General features: G+C 60.9%; 27 protein-coding genes. 16 read left to right on the plus strand and 11 right to left on the minus strand.

The window, feature by feature from the left end; translation table 11 throughout:
- The first annotated feature begins 15 nt into the window (after positions 1–15).
- Positions 16–612 (plus strand): LysE family translocator, encoded by a 597-nt coding sequence (locus AC1MDC_RS14135; RefSeq protein WP_480393196.1) that lies wholly within the window; start codon positions 16–18, stop codon positions 610–612.
- 105 nt (positions 613–717) lie between these two features.
- Positions 718–1,413 (plus strand): tRNA (adenine(22)-N(1))-methyltransferase, encoded by a 696-nt coding sequence (locus tag AC1MDC_RS14140; protein ID WP_085700301.1) that lies wholly within the window; start codon positions 718–720, stop codon positions 1,411–1,413.
- Between the two features lie 8 nt (positions 1,414–1,421).
- On the opposite strand, the gene AC1MDC_RS14145 is transcribed toward AC1MDC_RS14140, so the two are convergent.
- Positions 1,422–2,318 carry an AraC family transcriptional regulator gene (locus tag AC1MDC_RS14145; protein WP_170929769.1) on the minus strand — a complete coding sequence of 299 codons (897 nt, stop codon included), beginning with the start codon at positions 2,316–2,318 and terminating at the stop codon, positions 1,422–1,424.
- 138 nt (positions 2,319–2,456) lie between these two features.
- On the opposite strand from AC1MDC_RS14145, the gene AC1MDC_RS14150 reads away from it, so the two are divergent.
- The 5 genes from AC1MDC_RS14150 to AC1MDC_RS14170 all read left to right on the plus strand — a co-directional run bounded on the left by AC1MDC_RS14150 (position 2,457) and on the right by AC1MDC_RS14170 (position 5,402).
- Positions 2,457–3,200 (plus strand): SDR family NAD(P)-dependent oxidoreductase, encoded by a 744-nt coding sequence (locus tag AC1MDC_RS14150; RefSeq protein ID WP_085700300.1) that lies wholly within the window; start codon positions 2,457–2,459, stop codon positions 3,198–3,200.
- A 15-nt stretch (positions 3,201–3,215) separates the two neighbouring features.
- Positions 3,216–3,617 carry a VOC family protein gene (locus AC1MDC_RS14155; protein ID WP_085700299.1) on the plus strand — a complete coding sequence of 134 codons (402 nt, stop codon included), beginning with the start codon at positions 3,216–3,218 and terminating at the stop codon, positions 3,615–3,617.
- Positions 3,614–4,591: a saccharopine dehydrogenase family protein gene (locus tag AC1MDC_RS14160; RefSeq protein WP_085700298.1), complete on the plus strand. Its 978-nt coding sequence runs from the start codon at positions 3,614–3,616 to the stop codon at positions 4,589–4,591. The genes AC1MDC_RS14155 and AC1MDC_RS14160 overlap by 4 nt, the downstream gene beginning before the upstream one ends.
- Before the next feature lie 67 nt (positions 4,592–4,658).
- On the plus strand, positions 4,659–5,123 hold the full coding sequence (locus AC1MDC_RS14165) for a nuclear transport factor 2 family protein (protein WP_085700297.1): 465 nt from the start codon (positions 4,659–4,661) through the stop codon (positions 5,121–5,123).
- Between the two features lie 114 nt (positions 5,124–5,237).
- Complete coding sequence (locus tag AC1MDC_RS14170; RefSeq protein WP_085700296.1) at positions 5,238–5,402, plus strand: DUF2986 domain-containing protein; 165 nt, start codon at positions 5,238–5,240, stop codon at positions 5,400–5,402.
- 28 nt (positions 5,403–5,430) lie between these two features.
- Here the strand turns inward: AC1MDC_RS14170 and AC1MDC_RS14175 are convergent, their stop codons facing one another.
- The gene (locus AC1MDC_RS14175) at positions 5,431–7,821 is read right to left on the minus strand and encodes a DUF3772 domain-containing protein (protein ID WP_480393197.1); all 2,391 of its coding nucleotides are present in this window, start codon (positions 7,819–7,821) and stop codon (positions 5,431–5,433) included.
- Positions 7,822–7,979: 158 nt separating this feature from the next.
- Here AC1MDC_RS14175 and AC1MDC_RS14180 point away from each other — a divergent pair, with 158 nt between their 5' ends.
- From AC1MDC_RS14180 to AC1MDC_RS14195, 4 genes are all read left to right on the plus strand, one after another.
- On the plus strand, positions 7,980–8,321 hold the full coding sequence (locus tag AC1MDC_RS14180; protein WP_085703749.1) for a hypothetical protein: 342 nt from the start codon (positions 7,980–7,982) through the stop codon (positions 8,319–8,321).
- A 100-nt stretch (positions 8,322–8,421) separates the two neighbouring features.
- Positions 8,422–9,678 (plus strand): TolC family protein, encoded by a 1,257-nt coding sequence (locus tag AC1MDC_RS14185; protein ID WP_266200564.1) that lies wholly within the window; start codon positions 8,422–8,424, stop codon positions 9,676–9,678.
- Complete coding sequence (locus AC1MDC_RS14190; protein WP_234204981.1) at positions 9,675–10,922, plus strand: efflux RND transporter periplasmic adaptor subunit; 1,248 nt, start codon at positions 9,675–9,677, stop codon at positions 10,920–10,922. The genes AC1MDC_RS14185 and AC1MDC_RS14190 overlap by 4 nt, the downstream gene beginning before the upstream one ends.
- Positions 10,919–14,089 (plus strand): efflux RND transporter permease subunit, encoded by a 3,171-nt coding sequence (locus AC1MDC_RS14195; protein WP_085703752.1) that lies wholly within the window; start codon positions 10,919–10,921, stop codon positions 14,087–14,089. Before AC1MDC_RS14190 ends, AC1MDC_RS14195 begins: the two co-directional genes overlap by 4 nt.
- A gap of 64 nt (positions 14,090–14,153) precedes the next feature.
- Here the strand turns inward: AC1MDC_RS14195 and arsH are convergent, their stop codons facing one another.
- The 5 genes from arsH to AC1MDC_RS14220 form a co-directional block, all read right to left on the minus strand.
- Positions 14,154–14,843 carry an arsenical resistance protein ArsH gene (gene arsH / locus AC1MDC_RS14200; RefSeq protein ID WP_227235360.1) on the minus strand — a complete coding sequence of 230 codons (690 nt, stop codon included), beginning with the start codon at positions 14,841–14,843 and terminating at the stop codon, positions 14,154–14,156.
- An 11-nt stretch (positions 14,844–14,854) separates the two neighbouring features.
- The gene (locus tag AC1MDC_RS14205; protein WP_085700293.1) at positions 14,855–15,325 is read right to left on the minus strand and encodes an arsenate reductase ArsC; all 471 of its coding nucleotides are present in this window, start codon (positions 15,323–15,325) and stop codon (positions 14,855–14,857) included.
- A 9-nt stretch (positions 15,326–15,334) separates the two neighbouring features.
- The gene (locus AC1MDC_RS14210) at positions 15,335–15,682 is read right to left on the minus strand and encodes a metalloregulator ArsR/SmtB family transcription factor (RefSeq protein ID WP_085703754.1); all 348 of its coding nucleotides are present in this window, start codon (positions 15,680–15,682) and stop codon (positions 15,335–15,337) included.
- Positions 15,683–15,799: 117 nt separating this feature from the next.
- Positions 15,800–16,420, minus strand: coding sequence for a LysE family translocator (locus tag AC1MDC_RS14215; protein WP_085700291.1), 621 nt, complete (start codon positions 16,418–16,420; stop codon positions 15,800–15,802).
- 144 nt (positions 16,421–16,564) lie between these two features.
- Positions 16,565–17,374, minus strand: coding sequence for a DUF1206 domain-containing protein (locus AC1MDC_RS14220; protein WP_480393198.1), 810 nt, complete (start codon positions 17,372–17,374; stop codon positions 16,565–16,567).
- Positions 17,375–17,581: 207 nt separating this feature from the next.
- On the opposite strand from AC1MDC_RS14220, the gene AC1MDC_RS14225 reads away from it, so the two are divergent.
- Positions 17,582–17,812 (plus strand): hypothetical protein, encoded by a 231-nt coding sequence (locus AC1MDC_RS14225; RefSeq protein ID WP_227235363.1) that lies wholly within the window; start codon positions 17,582–17,584, stop codon positions 17,810–17,812.
- Positions 17,813–17,917: 105 nt separating this feature from the next.
- Complete coding sequence (locus tag AC1MDC_RS14230) at positions 17,918–18,157, plus strand: hypothetical protein (RefSeq protein WP_085700288.1); 240 nt, start codon at positions 17,918–17,920, stop codon at positions 18,155–18,157.
- A 171-nt stretch (positions 18,158–18,328) separates the two neighbouring features.
- Here the strand turns inward: AC1MDC_RS14230 and AC1MDC_RS14235 are convergent, their stop codons facing one another.
- Together AC1MDC_RS14235 and AC1MDC_RS14240 are read right to left on the minus strand one after the other, a co-directional pair.
- Complete coding sequence (locus tag AC1MDC_RS14235) at positions 18,329–19,246, minus strand: bifunctional helix-turn-helix transcriptional regulator/GNAT family N-acetyltransferase (RefSeq protein WP_480393199.1); 918 nt, start codon at positions 19,244–19,246, stop codon at positions 18,329–18,331.
- Between the two features lie 56 nt (positions 19,247–19,302).
- Positions 19,303–19,995: a phytanoyl-CoA dioxygenase family protein gene (locus AC1MDC_RS14240; protein ID WP_480393200.1), complete on the minus strand. Its 693-nt coding sequence runs from the start codon at positions 19,993–19,995 to the stop codon at positions 19,303–19,305.
- A 244-nt stretch (positions 19,996–20,239) separates the two neighbouring features.
- Between AC1MDC_RS14240 and AC1MDC_RS14245 the strand changes: the two genes are divergently transcribed.
- Complete coding sequence (locus AC1MDC_RS14245) at positions 20,240–20,686, plus strand: anti-virulence regulator CigR family protein (protein WP_480393201.1); 447 nt, start codon at positions 20,240–20,242, stop codon at positions 20,684–20,686.
- 33 nt (positions 20,687–20,719) lie between these two features.
- On the opposite strand, the gene AC1MDC_RS14250 is transcribed toward AC1MDC_RS14245, so the two are convergent.
- Entirely contained in the window at positions 20,720–21,049 is a 330-nt protein-coding gene (locus AC1MDC_RS14250; protein WP_480393202.1) for a hypothetical protein, read from the minus strand.
- Positions 21,050–21,204: 155 nt separating this feature from the next.
- On the opposite strand from AC1MDC_RS14250, the gene AC1MDC_RS14255 reads away from it, so the two are divergent.
- Together AC1MDC_RS14255 and AC1MDC_RS14260 are read left to right on the plus strand one after the other, a co-directional pair.
- The gene (locus AC1MDC_RS14255) at positions 21,205–21,507 is read left to right on the plus strand and encodes a DUF7660 family protein (protein ID WP_085700283.1); all 303 of its coding nucleotides are present in this window, start codon (positions 21,205–21,207) and stop codon (positions 21,505–21,507) included.
- Positions 21,508–21,543: 36 nt separating this feature from the next.
- The gene (locus AC1MDC_RS14260) at positions 21,544–21,954 is read left to right on the plus strand and encodes a hypothetical protein (protein WP_480393203.1); all 411 of its coding nucleotides are present in this window, start codon (positions 21,544–21,546) and stop codon (positions 21,952–21,954) included.
- Positions 21,955–22,010: 56 nt separating this feature from the next.
- Here AC1MDC_RS14260 and AC1MDC_RS14265 read toward each other — a convergent pair whose 3' ends face one another.
- Positions 22,011–22,232, minus strand: a complete 222-nt coding sequence (locus AC1MDC_RS14265; protein ID WP_085703760.1) for a hypothetical protein — start codon at positions 22,230–22,232, stop codon at positions 22,011–22,013.
- Positions 22,233–22,278: the final 46 nt, after the last annotated feature.

A 22,278-nucleotide genomic window follows, 5' to 3' on the forward strand; every position in this document is an offset into this window, starting at 1 on the left:
TTCGGGAGTCCTGTCATGGAATCGTTGTTGCCTTTTCTGCTGTTTTCCTTCGTCGCCTCGATCACCCCGGGGCCGACCAATATTCTGGTGATGAGCCACAGCTCGCGGCGCGGTCTGACGGCCACCGTGCCGATCATCTTCGGCGCATGTGTGTCGGCGGCGCTGGTGGTGTTGGTGGTCGGCCTCGGCGTGGGGGAAACCTTGCTGCGCTATCCCCGTGTGCAGCAGGCGATGGCCTGGGCCGGCGTGTTGTGGTTGAGCTGGCTGGCGTGGCAGATCTTTCGCAGCACGCCGCCGTCGCTGGACTCGGCGACAGCGGTTGATGACGGCTTCAGCGTGTTCGGCGCCGCCGGCCTGCAACTGATCAACCCCAAGGTGTGGATGATGGCCGTGGCGGTGGTGAGCGTGTTTGCCGGTGGCAGCGAGGACAGCGCCCGGATGGTGCTGTTGTCGCTGGCGTTTCTGCTGGTCAGTCTGCCATGCATGACGGCGTGGGCGCTGCTGGGCGTGGGCAGCGCACGGTTCTTTGGCTCGCCACGGGCATTCAGGCGCATGAACGCCGGGCTGGCGTTTTTGTTGTTGCTGTCGGCTTGGTTGACGGTGTTGGTGTAGGCGTCACGGTTGGTCATATAAATTTGAAATACCAGACATTGCCCCCCAGAATCGCGCCCCGATCCGGCCACCAGCGCCGGACGTTCAGTGTGAAAGGGGTTGCGGTTGAACGAACAGACATTGTCCATGCGCCTGGAGCAGGTGGCGGCACACGTGCCCGCTGGTGCGCGGCTGGCCGATATCGGCTCGGATCACGGTTACTTGCCGGTGGCCCTGATGCGCCGTGGTGCGATCGCGGCGGCGGTGGCGGGCGAGATGGCCGAGACGCCGTTCCGTTCGGCGCAACGCACCGTGCGCGAAAACGACCTTGAGCAGCAGATCACCGTTCGCCTGGCCAATGGCTTGATGGCTGTCGAGCCGGTCGACGGGATCACGGCGATCACCGTGTGCGGCATGGGTGGCGAGACCATCCGCGACATTCTCGAAGCCGGCAAGGCGCGCCTGAGCGGCCGCGAGCGCCTGATCCTGCAACCCAACGGCGGCGAACAACCGCTGCGACAATGGCTGATGGACAACGGCTACCGAATCCTCTTCGAGGAAATCCTGCGGGAGAACCGCTTCGACTACGAAATCATCGTGGCCGAGCGGGGCGGGCCGGTGAGCTACACCGCCGAGGAGTTGTTCTTCGGGCCATTGCAATTGCAGGCGCGCAGTCCGGCGTTTGTCAGCAAATGGCAGCACCGGCTGCGGCACAAGCAGCAGACGCTGGCTCATTTCGGGCGGGCACGGCATGGGGTGTGCGAGCGCAAGGTGCAGGATCTGAAGCAGCAAGTGCGCTGGATTACTGGCGTGCTGGCGTGAAGGGGTGATCAGTGCTGCGCGCTGCTTCGGGTCTCTGCGAGAATCCGCGTCGCATCCCGCGAGGGCGGCAAGCCGAACACCCGTGCGTAATCGCGGCTGAATTGCGTAGCGCTTTCATAACCGACTTCGAACGCTGCGCGGGTGACGCTGCTGGCATTGGCCACCATCAGCGTCCGGGCCTGAAGCAGGCGAACACGCTTCTGATACTGCAACGGGCTCAGCGCCGTAACGGCTTTGAAATGTCGATGAAAGGCTGACACGCTCATCGACGCAAGCTGCGCCAATGCGTCCACGCGAATCGGTTCGGCAAAGTCCTGACGAATGTGCTGAATGGCCAGGTTGACGCGGGCCATGGCGCTGTCGGGGGCCGCAATGTCGCGCAGCATCCAGCCGTGGGGGCCTTGCAGGACGCGATACAGAATTTCCCGTTCGTAGACCGGCGCGAGGGCCGCGATCTCCTCCGGCCTCCCCATAAGGCGCAACATGCGCACCCACGCATCCATCAACTCAGGCGTGACAGCAGCGACCGAAAACCCGCTGTCCTGTTCATGTTGCCCGAGCGGTTTGGGCAAGTCGGCCAGCAGGGTCGTCAGCACCACCGGATCCAGCGTCAGGCTGACCGCCAGGTAAGGCTCGCCGCTCGCTGAGGGGTGAACCTGTCCCACTGCCGGCAGATCGATGGACATCACGAAGTAGGTCGCCGGGTCGTAGTGAAGCGTGCGGTCGGCGATGGTCATGGATTTGCTGCCCTGCAGAATCAGGTTGATCATCGGTTCGTAAACGGCGGCCAGCATGTGCTCGGGGATTTCACCCTGAACCATGGCGACGCGCGGGATACCCGTCTCCGTGCGGCGGTTTTCGGCGTGTTGCGCCAGGGCGCGAAGTTCTGTCAGTTGATTATTCATGCCCGGCATCTGAACCTACGCGATCACTCCCGCGCAAGCAAAAAGCAGAAACAGGCAGGTTTCGAAGAGGAACGGCTGCGCTCACCTCGAAGCCGATGGCTACTGTGGTCACTCACCACAGAGACATTGGAGCAACGCATGAGCGTTATCGTGATTACCGGTGGCAGTCGTGGCATTGGCGCAAGTACCGCCGAACACTGTGCCCGCATCGGGATGGGCGTCATCCTGACCTACAAGAGCAATGCCGATGCGGCCGCTGCTGTTGTGCAACGGATTCAGACGTCGGGCGGCACAGCCGTGGCGCTTGAGCTGGACGTTGCGGATGTCAGTCAATTCGACCGTTTCCGTGAGGCCGTGCGACATAACCTCGACAGCCTCTGGGGCGTGGCTACGCTGGCTGGACTGGTCAACAACGCGGGCCATGGCTTGTTCAATCCGCTGGCAGCCGTCACCGAGGCGCAGTTCGACGGTTTGTTGAACGTTCATCTCAAAGGCCCGTTTTTCCTCACGCAAACCTTGTTGCCGCTGATGGGCGAGGGCGCCAGCATCGTCAACCTGACCAGCGCCACCACCCGGGTCGCTACCGCCGGGGTTGCGCCGTATGCAGCGTTCAAGGGCGGGCTGGAGGTGTTGACCCGCTACATGGCCAAGGAGTTCGCGGACCGGCGCATACGGGCCAACGCTGTTTCGCCGGGAGCGATCCGAACCGAGCTGGGCGGTGGTTTGAACGACGAATTCGAGGCATTGCTCGCCTCGCAAACGGCTCTGGGCCGGGTTGGCGAACCGCAGGATGTTGCGCGCGTCATCGCCATGTTGCTGTCCGAGGAGGGCGGCTGGATCAACGCCCAATCCATTGAAGTCGCGGGCGGCTATTTCATTTGAAGGCGAGGTAACTCCATGCTTGATCACATCTTTCTGTCAGTCAGCGACATTGAGCGCTCCATTGATTTCTACACCGCCGCGCTGACCCCGCTGGGCATTACCGCCAGGCTTGATTACGACGGCAAGGACGGCCCACCCGGCCATCCGGATCTGAAAGGTTTCGGTGCCCATGGCCGGATGTTTTTCTGGTTGCGCGAAGGCGTGGTGGAAGGGCGGGCGGTGCACGTCGGGTTTGTCGCCAACAGCAAGGCCGAAGTTGACGCAGCTTACGCGGCGGCGATCAACAGTGGTGCTGTCGATAACGGCGCTCCAGGCGCACGTCTGCATTACGACCCCGATTACTACGCTGCCAATGTCCTCGATCCGGACGGTTACAGCCTCGAATTTGTCTTCAAAAAATGGCAGCACGGCCAATGAGCACACTGATGATCTACGGCGCGACCGGGTACACCGGGCGCATGGCAGCCGAACATGCCAAGGCACTGGGGCTGGACCTGGTCATCGCTGGGCGCACGGCCGAAACGCTCGAGTTGCTCGCTGCGCAACTGGATGTTCCTTTTCGGGTGTTCAAGCCCAATGAACTGACAGCTCAATCATTGGAGGGTATCGCGGTACTGCTGAATTTCGCGGGTCCGTTCGCCCAGACGGCAGACGCCTTGATGCAGGCGTGCATCCAGGCCGGTGTCGACTATCTGGACATCACGGCGGAAATCAATGTCTATCGGCGTGCCGAGCAGTTGGGTGCTCAAGCAGCCAGTGCGAACGTGATGTTGTTGCCCGGCGTCGGCTGGGATGTGGTGCCGACCGATTGTCTGGCGATGCGTGTTGCTCAACGGGTGCCACAACCGCGTTCATTGAAAATCGCCTTGCAGGTCGCGGGCTCGATGTCGCGCGGCTCGGCCCTGAGTGTCGGCGAAATCATTGGTGCAGGCCTGTTGGCTCGGGTCGATGGACAACTGGTCGCAGCGCCTGACGCGCAGCCCCGTCACTTCGATTTTGGTGACGGGCCGGTGCTCTGTGCGCCCCTGTCATTCGGTGATCTGGTGACCGGCTGGCATTCCACCGGTATTCCCGATATCGCCATGTTCGTGCACATCAGCGGTGACGCGTTTCCGGAAGGCGATCTGGCGCAACTGCCAGACGGCCCAAGCGTCGAACAGCGCGAGGCACATCGCGCCCGAGCGGTGGCTGAAGTCAGCGGCGCCAACGGCAGCGTTGCATGCTCGGTGATCGAGACCGTCAACGGCTACACCTACACGCCGCTCGCAGCTGTCGAAGCCGCGCGTCGTGTGTTGAGCGGGGAGCGACGGCCGGGTTTTGAAACGCCGGCCCGGGTGTTCGGCATCGGGTTTGCCGAAAGTATCGCAGGCACAACCGTTACTGATTTCTGAAACGCGAGTCCGCTTCGGCCTAGCGCCTGGCGAAATCCTCAAGCTCACTTCACCTAAGGCTTCAAGTATGTCATCCACACAGTTGCAGGACACCGCAGACAAACTTGCGGTGGTTGAAACGCTGTACCGGTTTGCCGCTGGAATCGATCTGCGCGACGAAGCATTACTGGCGTCGGCGTTTACCGAGGATGCGATTTCCGACTTCCGGCCCGCCGCTGCAAAGGCCGGGTTCGAATACCCTGTTCTGGAGGGGCGTCAGACCATCTTGGCGTCGCTTTCAGGTTCGCTTGCCGGTATCGATACAACGCACTCTGTCAGCAATCCGCGAGTCAGCGTCGTTGGCGATCGGGCGCAGGTTGATGCACTCGTGGAAGCCCAGCACGTGCCGCAAAGTGATCACTCACGGCACTACCTCATGAAAAACCGTTACGACGTAAAACTGGTGCGGGCAGGCGACGCCTGGCTGATTCAAAGCGTCACGGTTGACAATGTGTGGCGCACGGGCGACCCCGGGGTGCTCTCCGGCGTTTAACCGGATTTGCGAGCCGGTTAGCGTGAAGGCTTGATTGAGCGTGAGGTTTCGCCTGCCTCTGCGCCGGCTGATTCAGCTGTTATCATTCAAGCCTTTACAGCCGGGTAGATGACCATGAATCGCCAGAAAAAACTGCAGCAACTTTTCAAGGAAAAATCCAGAAAGGCCAACGCCAAACTGGCACCCAAGAGCAACAAGCCGAAGTACATCAGCAAGGCTGATCGGTTGAAAATGGCGGCCGAGGCCACTCCCGAAGCAGTCGACACACCTGAGTCCTGATCAGGCAGTCACAGCGCAGCGCTCCCCCTCAGCCAGCCGGCTGTGCAGGTTTGGCCAACTCAATCCCCGCCGCCCCCAGCCGCTTGAGAATCTCGAACAACAGATCACTCTTGGTCGTGCCGACAATCCTCGGACTGTCGACGTAGCCGGTCACGGTCAACGTGATGCCATCGGGCGATAGCTTGCTGAAGCGCACGAACGGTGCCGGTTTATCGAGGATGGTTTCGTGTTCGGTGTAGGTGTCGAGCAGCAGGCTTTTGACCTGTTCGGGGTCGATATCCAGCGGAAACATCAGCTCCAGTGTCGCCACGCCCTGGGCGCTGCCACCCAGTGTGACGTTGCGCAGGTTCTGCGAGATCAGCTGCGAGTTGGGCACGATTACGATCGAGCGGTCGCTGAGCTGGATTTCGGTGGCGCGCACGTTGATCCGGCGGATGTCGCCCTCGACGCCGCTGATGCTGATCAGGTCGCCGACCTTGACCGGGCGTTCGGTGAGCAGGATCAGCCCGGAGACAAAGTTCTTCACGATCTCCTGCAAGCCGAAGCCGATGCCCACCGACAGGGCGCTGACGATCCACGCCAGATTGGTCCATTGCACGCCTAGCGATGACAGGGTCAGCAGGATCACCACCGCATAACCGATGTTGGAAAACAGAGTGCTGAGCGAAGCGCACATGCCCGGGTCCATGTCGGTCTTGGGCAGAAACTCGTTGTCGAGCCAGCGGCGCAGGGCGCGGATCAGGTAGATGCCGATGAGCAGCGCCAGCACGGCGTTGAGCAAGTGGCCGGGGACGATGTTCAGCTTGCGCAGGCCGGCGCCGCCGAGGATCGTGCCGATGTTGTTGGCCAGTTGGCCCAGGGTGGTGCCGATCCCGCCGACAAACAGCGTGATCACCGCCAACAGCAACAGCGCAGCCCGACCAAAACCGGCCAGCAGGGTCGAGGCCTGTTCGAGACGCCGATCACCGACACCCAGCAGCTGTTTCAGCGCCTTGCCGCTGGAATGGCGGGGTGAAAAGAAGTACTCGCAGCTGTCCTTGAGCAACTGCATCAGCAGGTAAAACCCGGAAAACACGATAAACGCCCACACCAGTTCGTAGGTGATGAACCGCGCGAGCGACACATACCCGGTCAGCAGGGTGCCGAACGACAGCACCATTGCCAGGGTGGCCACGGTGTAAATCACCCCGGCAAACGTGTTGCCCGTTACCTGCGTATCGCCAGCCGCCGCCAACACTTTGCGCACCCTGCCGACGCGCATCAGCAACGTCGTGACGATGACCAGCACCACCAGCGCAATGATGCCTCGGCCTGCGAGCACGATCTGGCTGCTCATGCCAGAGGCGTTACTGACCTGCACCGACGTCACCAGCACCAGCAGCGTCGCGGCGAGGATCGGCGCGAATGGCTGCAGCGTGTCTGCGACCTCGTCGGCCACCGCCGGCAACCGCCATGACGGGTGCTCGGTGGACAGCAAGGCGCGGCTGAGCCCTGTGATCAACACGCAGGCGTAAACGACTTTCTCGAACTCATCGGAAAACGTCGCCAGCATCGGCGGCAACGGCACGTGACGGGTGCACGCGTAGTACAACAACTCCAGGGCGATGGCGGTGGTCGCAAGTGTTGCCAGTGCCGAGGCAAACGCCAGCGAACTGCGACGCAGCCGACCCTCCGGCATGCGGTGAATGCACACCCAGGCCATCCAGCGGTCAGCGAGCCGCCGTCCAAACGTCCAGACGATAAACGCCAATATCACCAGCAATGCGGTGTAAAAGCGCTGGCCGGGTCGCCACGCCTCGGCGCCGGTCTGTTGTACCTGTTCGACGAAAACCCGCAGGCGCTGGCGGTCATCTGGCGAAGGATTGAAAAGGGGCGTCCAGAAACCGGGATTCAGAATGCTGTGGGTGCTCAGCATCAGTTCGCTTTCGAGCAGCGTGCGGCGGATGCCGGCGATCTGCGTGATCAGATCCGTGGCGCTTTGCTTGAGGGTGGCGAGGTTCTTCAACGCCGTATCGACTTTGGTTTTCTGCTCGATCAATGTCGCCCGTTGCGCGGCGATATCAGCTTGTTCGGCGGCCACCGCTTCGGTCGGCGCTGCACCCAGCACGCCCAATTGCACGGTCAGTTGCGCCTGCTGCGGCAACAGCGAGGCCGACAGCCGATCGATGTCCAGAATGAACGTCTGCACCCGATCCTGCGGGCCTTCGAGCTGGTTGTAATTGTTGGCGGACGAGATCTGCTGCTTGAGGCCGTCGAGGCGCAGTTGCAGGGCTTGCAGATCGCTTTGCGAGACGCCGGGGAGCGGGGCGCCAGTGCTGACATCCGGTGTGCCAGGCAAGTCGGCGGCCGACACCGCCACGAACCCTGAACCGAGCACGATCAAGGCGATGAACATCAATGACTTCAATGCATTACGCATGGGACTGGGCGATTCCGGTTGATCACACAAGCATTGAGGTTAGGTGATCGGGCGCCTGCTGCATCATTTTCTGCTGCTAATCCTGGCTTAATGCGTGTCCGGTGAGATCGCCGGGCAGCCGATTGTAGGCGCCCGTTTTCACGACTAGACTCCCGGCCATGAAACGCTATCTGCGGTTTTGTCTCGTTTTCCTGATCAGCCTGGCGCTTCCCCTCAGCGGGATGGCGGGCGTGCAGGCACCGACAGAACCGTGCCCGATGCAAACCATGGGCATGGCGATGATGGACGGCATGAACATGGATTGCTGCAAGGACATGAAGAGTCCTGCCGACCATGGCTCCCCCTGCAAACCCGGCCAGGAGTGCAAGACCGGCGGCCTGCTGCAAGTCGCGATCCTCAAGCCGCCCGTTACCGTTTTCAGCCCTGTCACGCATTCGTTCTTCAGTGACTCCCTGCCGCTAGCGGCCCCGTCCGGGGTCTGGCGACCGCCCCGCACCTGATTCCTGTCCCCCCCTCGAAGCTCATTCCGCCCAGGCGGAGTGATTTGGCTGTGCGCGTGTTTTACGCCGCGCGCAGTGGACGATCACAGGAATCGTAAACATGACATTCAAGTGCAATTGCGCGGGTTGGCCTCTGGTGGCCGGCCTTGCGGCAAGCGTGCTCGCGTGGCCGGGTTTCGCCGCCGCGCTGACACTCGATCAAGCGCTGCGGCTGGCCGAAAACAATGCGCCGTCGCTGACCGCACAAGATCAGAAAATCCAGGCCGCCAGCAGCGCGGCAATTCCGGCGGGCGAGTTGCCCGATCCCAAGCTGTTGCTCGGTTTGCAGAACTACCCCGTGGGCGGCCCGGATCGCTGGAGCGTCGATCAGGACTTCATGACCATGCAGATGGTCGGTTACCGGCAGGAGATGCCCAACGCAGACAAACGCAAGGCGCGCATCGAAGTTGCCGACGCCGCTATTGAGCGCGCGGCGGCCGAGCGCAGGGTCGAGCGTTTGAAGGTGCGTCAGGCGACAGCGCTGGCGTGGATCAGCGGCTATTCGGTCGAGCGTAAGGAAGCGCTGTTCCGGGATCTCTTCAAGGAAAATCGCCTGCTGAGTGAGACCGTCCGGGCGCAGATCGCCGGTGGCCGCGCGCAACCTGCCGACGCGGTGACGCCGAAGCAAGAAGCGGCCCGACTCGCCGAGCAACAGGACAGCCTGACCCTCGAGCGTACTCTGGCCCGAGCCGCGCTCAAACGCTGGATCGGCAGCGCCGCCAACGACAAGCCCGAGGGCGGTTTGCCCGTGTGGCCGGTCGATGCCTCGACCTTCAATCATCAACTGCAACACCATCCCGAACTCGCTGCTTTCGCCCCCATGACCCGCGAAGCCCAGGCCAGGGTGCAAGAGGCGGTGTCCGAGAAAAAGTCCGACTGGAGCTGGGAGGTGGATTACCAGCACCGGGGGCGCGAGTTTGGCGACATGGTCAGCGTGCAGTTTTCCTGGGATCTGCCGCTGTTTCCCGAGACGCGGCAGAACCCGAAAATCGCCGCCAGACAGGCCGAGGTCAGCCAACTGCAAGCCGAGCGCGAGGCCCTGTCCCGCGAGCACACCGAACAACTGGAAAACCAGTTGGCCGATTACCAGCGCCTCGATCGGGCCGTACGCCGCACCGAAGAAAGCCTGGTGCCGCTGGCCAGAGAGAAAGTCGATCTGAGCCTGGCCAGTTATCGCGCCGGCCAGGGCGATTTGAGCGCGGTGGTCAACGCCCGCCGCGAACTCATCGAGGCCCGCCTCAAACAGATCGACATGGAAGAACAGCGCGCACTGACCGCTGCGCGTCTGCATTTCGCTTATGGGGAGACCAGCCTGTGAACCGTAAACAATGGAACGGCGTGTGGCTGGCCGGCCTCGCGCTGGCGGTGGGCGTGGGTGGCGGTTACGGATTGGCCTATCAGCGAATGAACGGAGTAGCGGCTTCAGCCCCTGCGCCGAGCACTGAGCCCAAGGCCTTGTACTGGTATGACCCGATGTACCCGCAGCAGAAGTTCGACAAACCGGGCAAGTCACCCTTCATGGACATGCAACTGGTGCCCCGATACGCCAGCGGCGAGGAGGGCAGTGCGACCGTCAGCATTGATCCGGGGCTGAGTCAGAACCTCGGTCTGCGTGTGGCGCCGGTCAGTCGCGGCGCCTTCACCTCAAGCCTCGATGTGAGCGGTGTGCTGGGGTTCAACGAGCGCGATGTCGCGGTGATCCAGGCGCGCACCAATGGGTTTGTCGAGCGGGTTTACGCCCGTGCGCCGGGGGACGTGCTCACGGCTGGCACGGCGTTGGCAGACATTCTCTTGCCGGAATGGACGGCGGCCCAGAGCGAGTTTCTGGCGCTCAGGCGTAGCGGCGATGCTGACCTCATCGCGGCGGCGCGCCAGCGCTTGCGGCTGACCGGGATGCCAGCAAGCTTGATTGCTCAAGTGGAGCGCAGCGGCAAGGTGCAGTCCGAACTGACGGTCACCAGCCCTTTGGGCGGTGTGCTGCAAGCACTCGATGTGCGGGCGGGCATGACCGTGGCGAGCGGTGAAACCCTGGCGCGGGTCAACGGGCTGAACAGTGTCTGGCTCGCTGTGGCGGTGCCGGAATCGCAGACCGGCTCGGTTGCCGTGGGGCAGGCCGTCGAAGCACGCCTGCCGGCCTTTCCCGGCAGAGTATTCAACGGAACGGTCAGCGCGATTCTGCCGGACACCAACCCGGACAGCCGAACCCTGCGCGTCAGGGTTGAGCTGACCAATGCCGACGGCCGATTGCGGCCGGGGATGACGGCGCAAGTGCGGTTGAACCGATCGACCGGGCAAGACAGTTTGTCGGTGCCCAGCGAGGCAGTTATTCGCACCGGCAAGCGGGCATTGGTCATGCTCGCCGAAGACGCGGGGCACTATCGCCCGGTGGAGGTGCGCCTCGGTCAGGAAAGCGACGGCAGAACGGTGATCCTCGAGGGCCTGGCAGAAGGGCAGAGCGTCGTGACGTCCGGCCAGTTCCTGCTCGATTCGGAGGCCAGTCTCAAGGGCATCGTCGCCGAGCCGCTTGAATCGGGCGGGAACGTTTCGGGGAGCCAGCCATGATCGCCGCGCTGATTCGCTGGTCCGTCGCCAATCGTTTTCTGGTGCTGCTGGCGACGCTGTTCGTCACGGGTTGGGGCGTGTGGTCGGTGCAGAACACACCGATCGATGCGCTGCCGGATCTGTCCGATGTGCAGGTGATCATCCGCACGCCGTACCCCGGACAGGCGCCGCAGATTGTCGAGAATCAGGTGACCTATCCGCTGACCACCACCATGCTCTCGGTGCCGGGGGCGAAAACCGTACGCGGTTATTCGTTCTTCGGTGACAGCTTCGTTTACGTGCTGTTCGAAGACGGCACCGATCAATACTGGGCGCGCTCGCGAGTGCTGGAGTACCTGAGCCAGATCCAGAGTCGCCTGCCTGCCGGCGTCAAACCGGGATTGGGTCCGGATGCGACCGGCGTCGGCTGGATCTATCAGTACGCGCTGGTGGATCGCAGCGGCGGGCATGATCTGGCGCAGCTTCGGGCGTTACAGGACTGGTTCCTCAAGTTCGAGCTCAAGACCCTGCCCGACGTCGCCGAGGTCGCTACCGTTGGCGGCATGGTCAAGCAGTATCAGGTGCAGCCCGATCCGGTGCGGCTGGCCAGTTTGGGTATCACTCTGGCGCAGGTGCGCGAAGCCATCGGCAAGGCCAATCAGGAAACCGGTGGCGCGGTGCTGGAAATGGCCGAAACCGAATTCATCGTGCGCGCTTCCGGCTACCTGAAGACGCTTGATGATTTTCGGGCTATCCCGTTAAAGCTCGGTGCTGGCGGGGTGCCGGTAACTCTCGGCGATGTCGCAACGGTTCAGACCGGGCCGGACATGCGTCGGGGCATCACCGAGCTAGACGGCCAGGGCGAAACCGTCGGCGGCGTGGTAATCCTGCGCAGCGGCAAGAACGCCCGCGAGACCATCGCGGCGGTCAAGGCCAAACTCGATGACATGAAAAGCAGCCTGCCGCCCGGCGTCGAGATCGTCACCACCTACGATCGCAGCAAACTGATCGATCGCGCCGTGGAAAATCTCAGCCACAAACTGCTCGAAGAGTTCATCGTCGTCGCGCTGGTGTGCGGGATCTTCCTCTGGCATTTGCGCTCTTCGCTGGTGGCGATTATTTCGTTGCCGATGGGCGTGCTGATCGCCTTCATTGTGATGCGTTATCAGGGCTTGAACGCCAACATCATGTCGTTGGGCGGGATCGCCATCGCCATTGGTGCGATGGTCGATGCGGCGGTGGTGATGATCGAGAACGCCCACAAGAAAATCGAAGCGTGGCACGCAGCCCATCCGGGGCAGGCGCTCAAGGGCGAGCGCCATTGGCAGGTGATGACCGACGCGGCAGCGGAGGTGGGGCCGGCGCTGTTTTTCTGTTTGCTGATCATCACGCTATCGTTCATTCCGGTGTTCACCTTGCAGGCCCAGGAAGGGCGGCTGTTCGGTCCGCTGGCGTTCACCAAGACCTACGCCATGGCGGCAGCAGCGGGACTTTCTGTGACGCTGGTACCGGTGCTGATGGGCTACTGGATTCGCGGGCGGATTCCGGATGAACGCTACAATCCGCTCAACCGCTGGTTGATCCGGATCTATCAGCCGGCGCTGGATGCGGTGTTGCGGCGGCCGAAACTCACTCTGCTGGTGGCATTGCTGGTATTCGTCAGCGCGGCCTGGCCGATTTCGCGGCTTGGTGGCGAATTCCTCCCGCCGCTGGACGAGGGCGATCTGCTGTACATGCCTTCGGCCTTGCCGGGTTTGTCGGCGCAAAAAGCCGCGCAACTGTTGCAGCAGACCGATCGGCTGATCAAGTCAGTGCCCGAGGTCGAGCATGTATTCGGCAAGGCTGGTCGCGCGGAAACCGCTACCGACCCGGCACCGCTGGAGATGTTCGAGACCACTATCCAATTCAAGCCCCACGATCAATGGCGTCCGGGCATGACCCCGGAAAAACTCGTGGAAGAACTGGATCGCGTGGTGCGAGTGCCGGGCCTGACCAACATCTGGATTCCACCTATCCGCAATCGCATCGACATGCTCGCCACCGGGATCAAAAGTCCCATCGGCGTGAAAGTCGCCGGCAACGATCTGGCCCAGATCGACGCCGCGACCCAGGCCGTCGAGCGGGTGGCCAAAGGTGTGCCCGGCGTCAGTTCGGCACTGGCCGAGCGCCTGACCGGTGGCCGCTACATCGATGTGGATATCGACCGCAACGCCGCCGGCCGCTACGGGCTGAACATCAGCGATGTGCAATCCATCGTCTCCGGTGCCATTGGCGGGGAAAACATCGGGGAAACCATCGAGGGGCTGGCGCGGTTTCCGATCAACATCCGTTATCCACGAGAGTGGCGTGATTCGCCCGGCGCGCTGGAGCAATTGCCGATCTACACGCCTTCCGGCAGCCAGATCACCCTCGGCATGCTGGCGAAGATCAAGGTCACGGACGGCCCACCAATGCTCAAGAGCGAGAACGCCCGGCCGTCCGGTTGGGTGTACATCGACGTGCGCGGGCGGGACATCGCTTCGGTAGTGGCCGATCTGCGTCGCGCCGTCAATGAACAGGCGAAATTGCAGCCCGGTATGAGCCTGAGCTATTCCGGGCAGTTCGAGTTTCTGGAGCGGGCCAATGCGCGGCTGAAACTGGTAGTGCCTGCCACGCTGCTGATTATCTTCGTGCTGCTCTACCTGACCTTCGCTCGCTTCGATGAGGCGCTACTGATCATGGCCACGTTGCCGTTCGCATTGAGCGGCGGTGCGTGGTTCCTGTATTTGCTGGGCTACAACTTGTCGGTCGCGACCGGGGTTGGCTTTATTGCACTGGCCGGGGTTTCGGCCGAGTTCGGCGTGATCATGCTGCTCTACCTGAAAAACGCCTGGGCCGAGCGCGAAGGCCTCGGCGACCACTCTGAACGTGGACTGGTCGCGGCGATTCGCGAAGGCGCTGTGCAACGCGTGCGCCCCAAGGCGATGACCGTGGCCGTGATCATCGCCGGCCTGTTGCCGATTCTGCTGGGCAGCGGCACCGGCAGCGAAGTCATGAGCCGCATCGCCGCGCCCATGGTCGGCGGTATGGTCACGGCGCCGCTGTTGTCCCTGTTTGTCATACCGGCGGCGTATCGCCTGATGCGCCGTCGACGGTTGCCCGCTGAAAACAAGTCACCTCAAAGCGACGATGCTTCCATCCAGCCGTAACCCGGCGACGAAAAAAAAACCGGTGCGAACGTTCGCACCGGTTTTTTATTGTGAGGTCTGGTCATCAGATCGACCGCTGATTGACCCGCTGCATCAACTCTTCTGCCGATTCCTTGCGCTCCGAGTAGCGATCCACCAGATCCGGGCGATCTCGCAGCAACAGCGTGAATTTCACCAACTCTTCCATCACGTCCACCACCCGGTCGTACAGCGCCGAAGGCTTCATGCGGTTGCTTTCATCGAATTCCAGATAAGCCTTGGGCACCGACGATTGATTGGGGATGGTGAACATGCGCATCCAGCGGCCCAGCACGCGCAGTTGATTGACCACGTTGAAGGATTGCGAACCGCCGCAGACCTGCATCACCGCCAGGGTCTTTCCTTGGGTCGGACGCACCGCGCCAAGTGCCAGCGGCACCCAGTCGATCTGCGCCTTGAACACCGCCGACATGGCGCCGTGACGTTCCGGCGAGCACCAGACCTGGCCTTCCGACCATTGCATCAGTTCGAGCAGTTCCTGGACTTTCGGGTGATCGCCCGGCGCATCGTCCGGCAGCGGCAGGCCCGAAGGGTTGAAGATTCGCGTCTCGGCACCGAAGTGCTCCAGCAGGCGGGCGGCTTCTTCGACCAGCAAACGGCTGAAGGAGCGCGGGCGAGTCGAGCCGTACAGCAACAGGATGCGCGGCTTGTGGGCGCCTTCGTCACGAGTGGTTTTCTGAACCAGTGAGGGATCGAGGTTGGGCAGGTCGGTCATGTCGGCTCCGGTTACAGCGTGCTGATGCGGTCGAGCTCGCGCTTGAGGGCATCACGGTCAAGTTGGGCGAAGGGCAGGGCGAGGAAGGCCCGGCAGCGGGTTTCGATTCGGGCGAGGGTGGCGCGGAAAGCAGCGTCGATGGTGCGCTCATCACCGCGCACGTCCGACGGATCTTCCAGCCCCCAATGGGCTTTCAGGGCCGGGCCGAAGTACACCGGACAGGCTTCACCGGCGGCCTTGTCGCACACGGTGATGACGATGTCCGGCGGATTGTCTTCGAAGGCCTCGTTGCCCTTGCTGCTCAGCCCGGCGATGGAAATGCCGGCTGCCTGCAACGTAGTCAGACTGCGCGGCAGCACCTGGCCCTTGGGGAAACTGCCGGCGCTGACGGCTTCGAAACCGGCCGGCGCCAGGTGGTTGAACATTGCCTCCGACAGAATGCTGCGGCAGCTGTTGGCGGTGCACATGAATAGAACGCGCATGATTGATCCTCAGCAGCAGGCGGATGTATTGAGCGGACGGTCGCCCATGGCGTCGAGGCGGGCGCTGTTTTCTTCCAGCCAGGCGCTATTGGCGGCGAGCGTGGTTTCAAGCAGCGTGCGAATCCATGTCGGCAGGTCGGGGTTGAGCCGGTAGTAAACCCACTGGCCCTGACGGCGATCCAGCAACAAACCGCAGGTGCGCAGTTGTGCGAGATGGCGGGAGATTTTCGGCTGACTGTCGTCCAGCGCGCAGACCAGTTCGCAGACACACAACTCACCTTCTCGGGTGATCAGCAGCGTGGCCCGGGCGCGGGTTTCGTCGGCGAGGCATTTGAAAACGGAGGCGGGGTTGAGCATGGCGACGCCTTGAGTACATATGGTTGGCCGAATATACGGATATCCATATGTGATGGGCAAGCCTTGATTTTGGTGTAGTGGCAGGTCTCGACCGAAGGTTTGTTTAGCGTGGGCACTTCAACGCTTGCTGAACGCCAACCGCGCGGCAAACAACACGAAAATCACCCCGGTGGTGCGATCCATCCAGCGAATCACTTTCTCACGGCGCAGAAACCCGGACAGCGGCTGCGTCGCGCCAATCAACACCAGCGACCAGATCAGCCCGAGCACCACATGAATGCTCACCAGCCCGAACGTCCACGGTACCAGCGGCTGACCTTGCGCAATGAACTGTGGCAGAAACGACACGTAGAAAATCCCGATCTTCGGATTCAGCACATTCCCCAGCATGCCCTTGAAAAACCAGTTCGCCCCCGGCTTGCCGTCGGCCTCGGCCGGTGCCAGCGAACGGCGAGGGCGCAGCAGCATGTTCAACCCCAGCCACGCCAGATACGCTGCGCCGCAATACTTCAACAGGTTGTAGGCCAGCTCCGACACCGCAATCAACGCCCCCAACCCAAACGCCACCGCCGCGCCCCACAACAGGCAACCGGCGTTGATACCCAACGCTGCGCGCAAGGCCTGTTGCTTGCCTTCGACGGTGGCGGTGCGCAGCACCAGCGCGGTGTCGAGGCCGGGTGTCAGCGTCAGCAGCGTGGCGGCGAGGGTGAAGGCGAGGAGGTTGTCGGCGATGGACATTGCGCTTGGGTTCCTTGTTCCGGATGGGGAACGGTAGCGGTTTCAGGCGGGGGATCCAGCCGTAAAGTCAGGCGCGGATGGATGCGGCCGGTTGCATCTTAGCAATATGAACGGTGCGCATGGCTTACCTCAATGCCGGGCTTTTCATTTGGCTACGCCTGGCACATCCATATTTATCTTGCGCCAACACGCTTCAGAGAAACTGTAAACCGAGAAGGCAATCAGCCCCAGGGCCATCACCATCAAGACAAGCCATCCGGCGGGTAGGTTCTGGAGTGCGTCCAGCGCTTCCTTCATGCCTGGTGGGTCCATGGCTTGATAAGCGGAACCGCTCACTGCCAGCAGCAAAGCAATTTCCATAAACACGACTCCACGGGCGATCAGGCCGAATTGTGACACCGGACGGACATAGCGCATGACCTCTTCGTCGGCCTCAAAATACTTCTCGAACGAGGCCTTCCATCCCTTGATGATGTGAGCAACGCCAACGCCCAGTGGTATGAGAGCGATCAGATACAACAATAAATTCGAGTGTTCCCACGACAGAAGGTGCGCCAGCCAATCTTTGGTCTGCTCGCCTGAATGGCTCGAATTTCGGGTGCCGCTCACGAGCAGGCCCAACGCAAAAAACGCTAGAGCACCGTTGACCAAACCTCCTGCAAACAGGCCTGCACGAATCACCAGACCCTTGAATTGCGTGCCGTGATGATCGACATCGCGTACGGCTTGCAGGACACGCCAGGCCGAAAATGCAAGCAGACCTGCTACCACAACGCCCACCAGAAAATAGCCGAACGGTTGGCTCAGCAAGGCCTCAAGGCTCTTGTGACTGTCTTTCGGTTTTGTTGAGTCATGGGCTGCCATTAACGCGAATATACCGATGATCAAATAGAGCACTCCTCGGGAGGCGTATCCACCCCGGGCGAGTATTACCAGATTGCGCTGCGCGGACATTGGAGTTCCTTGCGAGAGGTCATGAAAGAGCAGACCGTCCTTTCTGGAGGGGGTTCTATTACACGTCGTAGATCAACGGGCAACCTGTGGTCCCAAGGGCGATGTGTGCTGTTGTTGCGGGTTGAGCGATCCTGACCCATCATTTGGGTTTCATCGGTTATCGGCGTCGTTTATTGGATGTCGAATTAAAGGTATTTGGGTGGGGATGTGGAAGGCGTAGTGTTGGGCGAGAAAATTCAGCGTGAAGCGGATCGACTGCTGGCGCAGATTGTCCGGGCAGATTCGATGATCATTGCTGTCAAGGCTGGGGCGCGGGCGGATGGATTCGTGCTGGGACTGGAAACCGGCGGAGCTTTGCGTGTCGGCGATGCCGAGAGGTTGTACATCATTTTCGAAGCCGCGCTGGTGGAGCGTCTGAAGGCCTTGTCGCGAGGCTGATCAGAACAGGTGACTGGGTCGAAACTCATGAACCGCATTTACTTGAACTATAAGCTGACCGCTCAGTCAGGATAGGTGCCGATTACTATTCTGAGGGAGTCATCCATGCGCAATTACACGATCACGTACCTGTTCAACGACCAGCCCCGTACCCATCAGCTTGAACTGAAGCAGCCTGAATTACCCATTCAGGACGCGGCCATGCACTTGTTGCAGTTACATTTCGGGGATGGCGAGAACAGCCTGATCATGCCTGATGCAGACTCCACACCCGACGAGATAATCGAGCAGGCGGGTCTGGTCGGAATCACTCGAATCGACGTGGTGGGTGCCCAAGGCGAGTAGGGCGATCTGCGCCGGCTGAGCCGATGTTCATACCAAAGCCAAACACAGCGCCCTGCCATCGAGCGTCTGGAAATTGGACCTGGCCACCATCGGCGACGTGTACTCTGGCCGATCGCTACCACAGCAGCTTCGGTCAACGTTGACTACGTCAACTCACTGCGGGCCCTAGCTTCACAACTCAATTGCCCACGTCTGACTCACCAAATCCTTGCCGAAGCTGTGAATCGGCTCTTCCTCGACCAGCTCAAACCCCGCCCGCTGATACAACCGGCGGGCATCCACCAGATTGCTGGTGGTCCACAGAATCATCTTTTTGTAGCCGACATCCCGGGCGAACCGCAGGCATTCCTCGACCAGGCGATTGCCGATCCCCAAACCCCGCGCACTGGCATCCACGTAGAGCATGCGCAGTTTCGCGGTGGTTTGGTCGTGGCGGATGACGAATACCGAACCCACCACCTTGCCGTCCTTCTCCGCGATCCAGCAGCGCTCGACCGTGGGGTTGAATTCGCGCAGGTACTTGGCGACGACTTCTGACACCAGCGCTTCGAACTCCGAATTCCAGCCGTATTCTCGGCTGTAGATCGCGGTTTGCTGACGCACCACCAGCCCCATGTCACCGGGTTGCGGATCGCGCAGCAGGTAGGTCATTGACTGGCCGCCCTCAAGTAGCGTCTGGATCTGCTTCATCGATGCGATCAGTTGCAGTTGCTGCGGTTCGGACAGGCGTTCGAGCAGAGTAATGACTTCTTGCCGCGAGGCTTGCTCCAGCGGCGCGAGGATCTCGCGGCCGAGGTCGGTGATGTGTAACTGACTGGCGCGGGCGTCGGTGGCGGAGGGGACCTTCTGGATCAGGCCTTTTTTGTCGAAACCGCTGATGAGCCGGCTCATGTAGCCCGCGTCGAGGCCGAGCATCTGGCGCAGGTCGGTGCTGGTCAGATCGCCCTGGGACGCGAGTTCGTAGAGGATGCGCAACTCGGTGAGCGAGTACTCGCTTTGCAGCAAGTGTTCCTGCAACACGCCGATCTGATGGGTGTAGAAGCGGTTGAACTGCCGGACGATGTCGGCGCGGTCGTTGATCGTGGACATGGTGGACGCTCATTTGTTTGCCTGAGGCAACTATATAGTTGCCTCAGGCAATCAAGTCAAATGAATGATCCCGCAATCGCGAACGCAAAGTCCGTCGGATCGAGCCGCTCAGACGTGTCCATTCGTATGTTTCTGAGGTTCACTGTTTCCAGGTGTGTGGCGTAGAGCGATTCGGAAAAAAAGGTGATCAACAGGGTGCGACGGCGTGCGCCAGTGGAGTTCAGGCTGCCGGCGTGGATCAGGTCGGCATCGAAGATCAGGATATCGCCCGCGCTGCCCGTCAGTTGTACGGATGGGGATTCGTCCGTGAAGTTGAACGGAAGGTCGCTGAGGGCAGGGCGGTGGCTACCGGGAACGATGCGGGTTGCACCGTTTTCCGGGCCGTAAGCGTCGAGGTACACCAGCGCATTGACGGTGTCGCCGGGGCGTTGCGCCGACAAGTCGCGGTGCAGCTGCTGGTGGCCGCCATGGATAAGCGGTTCGCGGCCCTCGACCTGAGAGAGGAAGAAGCGCTCGCCGATCAACTCGCCGACCACCGCCAGCAAGGGTGGCAATCGGCACACGGCCTGAACGGTGGCGTCAGTGTCCAGCTGCGAATGGCGCCAGTCGATGCCACGGGGCACGGGCCATTCACCGGAAGGTTTCACGCCTGCATCGAAGACTGCACGCAGAGTGTCCAGCCATGCTGGCGCAATTGCCTGGCGCAGCACCACGTAACCGTTTCGATGGAGTTGCTCGCGGTCAGCCACAGATGTCCTCGGTTTGGTTGGCTAACGCAGAGCGTAGACAAAAGCCTCAATCAATGAAGGCTATTCGATGGCGAATTTTCTCCCGGCAGTGCCACGCCGCCGGATTTGCACAAGGATATGAAGCTGAAATCTGCCCCCCTTCGGCTGAAAGTCGTCCCAGAACCCCGATGACAGGGCCGTCTCAGCATGCCTGTAAAAAAACTGACTAGAATCCACAGACACCCATCCATTCAAGGAACGACCGATGTCCGGTTTACGCACATTGATTGCGACCACGACCTGTATTGCAGTGCTGAGCAGTTCGCTGACAGCGCTGGCCGATCCTGGCAACGGAAAGGGACAGGGCAAAGGCAATCCGCATAACAGCCAGGATCATGGCAATCAGGGGAAAAAAGGCGGGGGCGGCTATCAGGGGCATGGACCGAGTATCGACCACGCCGGGGTGATCGGCATCGTGGACGGCTATCGCGGCTACTGGACGCCGGGCCCGGCGTTGCCGCCCGGCATCCAGAAAAACCTGGCCCGCGGCAAACCGGTGCCGCCCGGTATTGCGAAGAAGCTTGATGGTCGACTGGTCGGCAGACTGCCGCACTACGACGGCTACGAATGGCAGCAGGTCGGCACCGATCTGATCCTGGTCGCACTGGCCACCGGGCTAATTTATGAGGTGCTCAATGGCGCCTTCGATTGAGTCATCAGCGCAGCGGGCGACTCGATGAACTGATCACTTGAAAGCACTGCGCAGTTCTTCAATCACCTCCTCAACAGAGCACCCCTGAATCGCCGGCGGTGTGGGATTCTCACCAAATTCTCGCCAAACGAACAGCGTCAGTTCTGCGCCATCGGTCGATGACAGGGGATTTTCGGCATAGATCTGCTGGGTTCTTGCGATCAGCCCTCCAAGCTCCGCCAATGCCTCGGTCGACAGCTCGGCCAGTGAGTTGGTTTGGACTTTGGTCCCCAGCATCAAATAGCCGGGAAGTGCACTGGCCAGATGGTGGTTGACGATCCAGTGCTCGGTTTCATGAAGAATGAAGTGCGGGTCAATTTCCATGTGCCATAGGTCCTTGGGCAAGCGGCGCGCCAGCGTAGCAAAAGTGCAGACCTTTATGCCGGAGGAACTGTGCCGTAACGTCCGACGTAGAGTTGACCGTTCGCGTTTCCCTGTCGCAGCATGCATTCACTTGAAAAGCCCTATCCGGAAAACCTATGCCCACGCCTGTCGATCTTGATGAATTGTTAGCGCTTGTCAGAGATGAGGAGTCGTTCATTCGATTTGTCGAGGCGCTGGGGGCTGATTTTGCCAGTGAGCGCTTGTTGGAACATAACGCTCCCTCATCGATAGATCGATCTGATAGCCAGGAATGGGAAAACGGAACAGTTGATGCGTTTCTCGATGCGGCAGCTGCATGGGCGCATGCCAGCAACCGATCTCCTTTGGCCGATAGTGCTCAATCGAATGTATGGCAGCGCTGTGCAGCGATTCTGTTCGCTGGAAAGTTTTATGAATGAAGTAAGCGTGAACCCTGAACCCGGTCGAACTCCGCAATGAGCAGATTTTTAAGCAGCGCGGAGCTGCATGGCGTATTGGACGATTTGGTCAAAGATCCCGAGATGGACTTGAACGGTATATGCGTTCGCTTGCAGCTCGATTTGCGCGATCTTCTGAATCAGCTCGCCCTGGCGATGGCCAGGTTTTTCAGTGAAGGCGCGTGGGACTTTCATGACTGCGATCACGTCATGAATATTCTATTCAGCGATATCGTTGATTTGTCTATGCATGCCGACATGCCTGAGCCAGCCTTTTCCATCTACCTTGCATTTGATGCCGGAGAATACTGGCATCGCGGCGATACAAAAGACGAGTGCCCGTGGGAGAAGTGGACGAGACCGGACATCGAACGGATCTTGCGTGAAGTTGGCTCCTCGGCGGCGGCGACAGCTATCCATCAGGCATGAAAAAGCCCGGCGGATAAGGCCGGGCTTTTGTCGAGTACTGCGGTAAAACCCCGCATTCAGACGTTACGACGTTCGATCAGACGGTCAGAACCACCTTCGGCAACCGCATCACTGAACAGCGGATCTGTTTCAGTCGCGGCAACGGCGTCACTAAACAGCGGATCGGTCTGAGTCGCAGAGGCAACCGCATCGCTGAACAGCGGGTCGGTTTCAGTCGCTGCAAAAGCATTCAGGGCGAAAAGCGAGAAGGCGATACCAAAGAGGGTCTGGCGTTTCATGGTTCTGTACTCCGTGTGCAGTGGGTTGGTGTGGAGCAGATCCTAC

This window comes from Pseudomonas sp. 1 (assembly GCF_056626735.1).

Coding starts and splice junctions, on each gene's coding strand:
- AC1MDC_RS14135 (WP_480393196.1), top strand. CDS start 16: ATGGAATCGTTGTTGCCTTTTCTGCTGTTTTCCTTCGTCGCCTCGATC.
- AC1MDC_RS14145 (WP_170929769.1), bottom strand. CDS start 2,318: ATGAATAATCAACTGACAGAACTTCGCGCCCTGGCGCAACACGCCGAA.
- AC1MDC_RS14150 (WP_085700300.1), top strand. CDS start 2,457: ATGAGCGTTATCGTGATTACCGGTGGCAGTCGTGGCATTGGCGCAAGT.
- AC1MDC_RS14155 (WP_085700299.1), top strand. CDS start 3,216: ATGCTTGATCACATCTTTCTGTCAGTCAGCGACATTGAGCGCTCCATT.
- AC1MDC_RS14160 (WP_085700298.1), top strand. CDS start 3,614: ATGAGCACACTGATGATCTACGGCGCGACCGGGTACACCGGGCGCATG.
- AC1MDC_RS14165 (WP_085700297.1), top strand. CDS start 4,659: ATGTCATCCACACAGTTGCAGGACACCGCAGACAAACTTGCGGTGGTT.
- AC1MDC_RS14170 (WP_085700296.1), top strand. CDS start 5,238: ATGAATCGCCAGAAAAAACTGCAGCAACTTTTCAAGGAAAAATCCAGA.
- AC1MDC_RS14175 (WP_480393197.1), bottom strand. CDS start 7,821: ATGCGTAATGCATTGAAGTCATTGATGTTCATCGCCTTGATCGTGCTC.
- AC1MDC_RS14180 (WP_085703749.1), top strand. CDS start 7,980: ATGAAACGCTATCTGCGGTTTTGTCTCGTTTTCCTGATCAGCCTGGCG.
- AC1MDC_RS14185 (WP_266200564.1), top strand. CDS start 8,422: ATGACATTCAAGTGCAATTGCGCGGGTTGGCCTCTGGTGGCCGGCCTT.
- AC1MDC_RS14195 (WP_085703752.1), top strand. CDS start 10,919: ATGATCGCCGCGCTGATTCGCTGGTCCGTCGCCAATCGTTTTCTGGTG.
- arsH (WP_227235360.1), bottom strand. CDS start 14,843: ATGACCGACCTGCCCAACCTCGATCCCTCACTGGTTCAGAAAACCACT.
- AC1MDC_RS14205 (WP_085700293.1), bottom strand. CDS start 15,325: ATGCGCGTTCTATTCATGTGCACCGCCAACAGCTGCCGCAGCATTCTG.
- AC1MDC_RS14210 (WP_085703754.1), bottom strand. CDS start 15,682: ATGCTCAACCCCGCCTCCGTTTTCAAATGCCTCGCCGACGAAACCCGC.
- AC1MDC_RS14215 (WP_085700291.1), bottom strand. CDS start 16,420: ATGTCCATCGCCGACAACCTCCTCGCCTTCACCCTCGCCGCCACGCTG.
- AC1MDC_RS14220 (WP_480393198.1), bottom strand. CDS start 17,374: ATGTCCGCGCAGCGCAATCTGGTAATACTCGCCCGGGGTGGATACGCC.
- AC1MDC_RS14230 (WP_085700288.1), top strand. CDS start 17,918: ATGCGCAATTACACGATCACGTACCTGTTCAACGACCAGCCCCGTACC.
- AC1MDC_RS14235 (WP_480393199.1), bottom strand. CDS start 19,246: ATGTCCACGATCAACGACCGCGCCGACATCGTCCGGCAGTTCAACCGC.
- AC1MDC_RS14245 (WP_480393201.1), top strand. CDS start 20,240: ATGTCCGGTTTACGCACATTGATTGCGACCACGACCTGTATTGCAGTG.
- AC1MDC_RS14250 (WP_480393202.1), bottom strand. CDS start 21,049: ATGGAAATTGACCCGCACTTCATTCTTCATGAAACCGAGCACTGGATC.
- AC1MDC_RS14255 (WP_085700283.1), top strand. CDS start 21,205: ATGCCCACGCCTGTCGATCTTGATGAATTGTTAGCGCTTGTCAGAGAT.
- AC1MDC_RS14260 (WP_480393203.1), top strand. CDS start 21,544: ATGAGCAGATTTTTAAGCAGCGCGGAGCTGCATGGCGTATTGGACGAT.
- AC1MDC_RS14265 (WP_085703760.1), bottom strand. CDS start 22,232: ATGAAACGCCAGACCCTCTTTGGTATCGCCTTCTCGCTTTTCGCCCTG.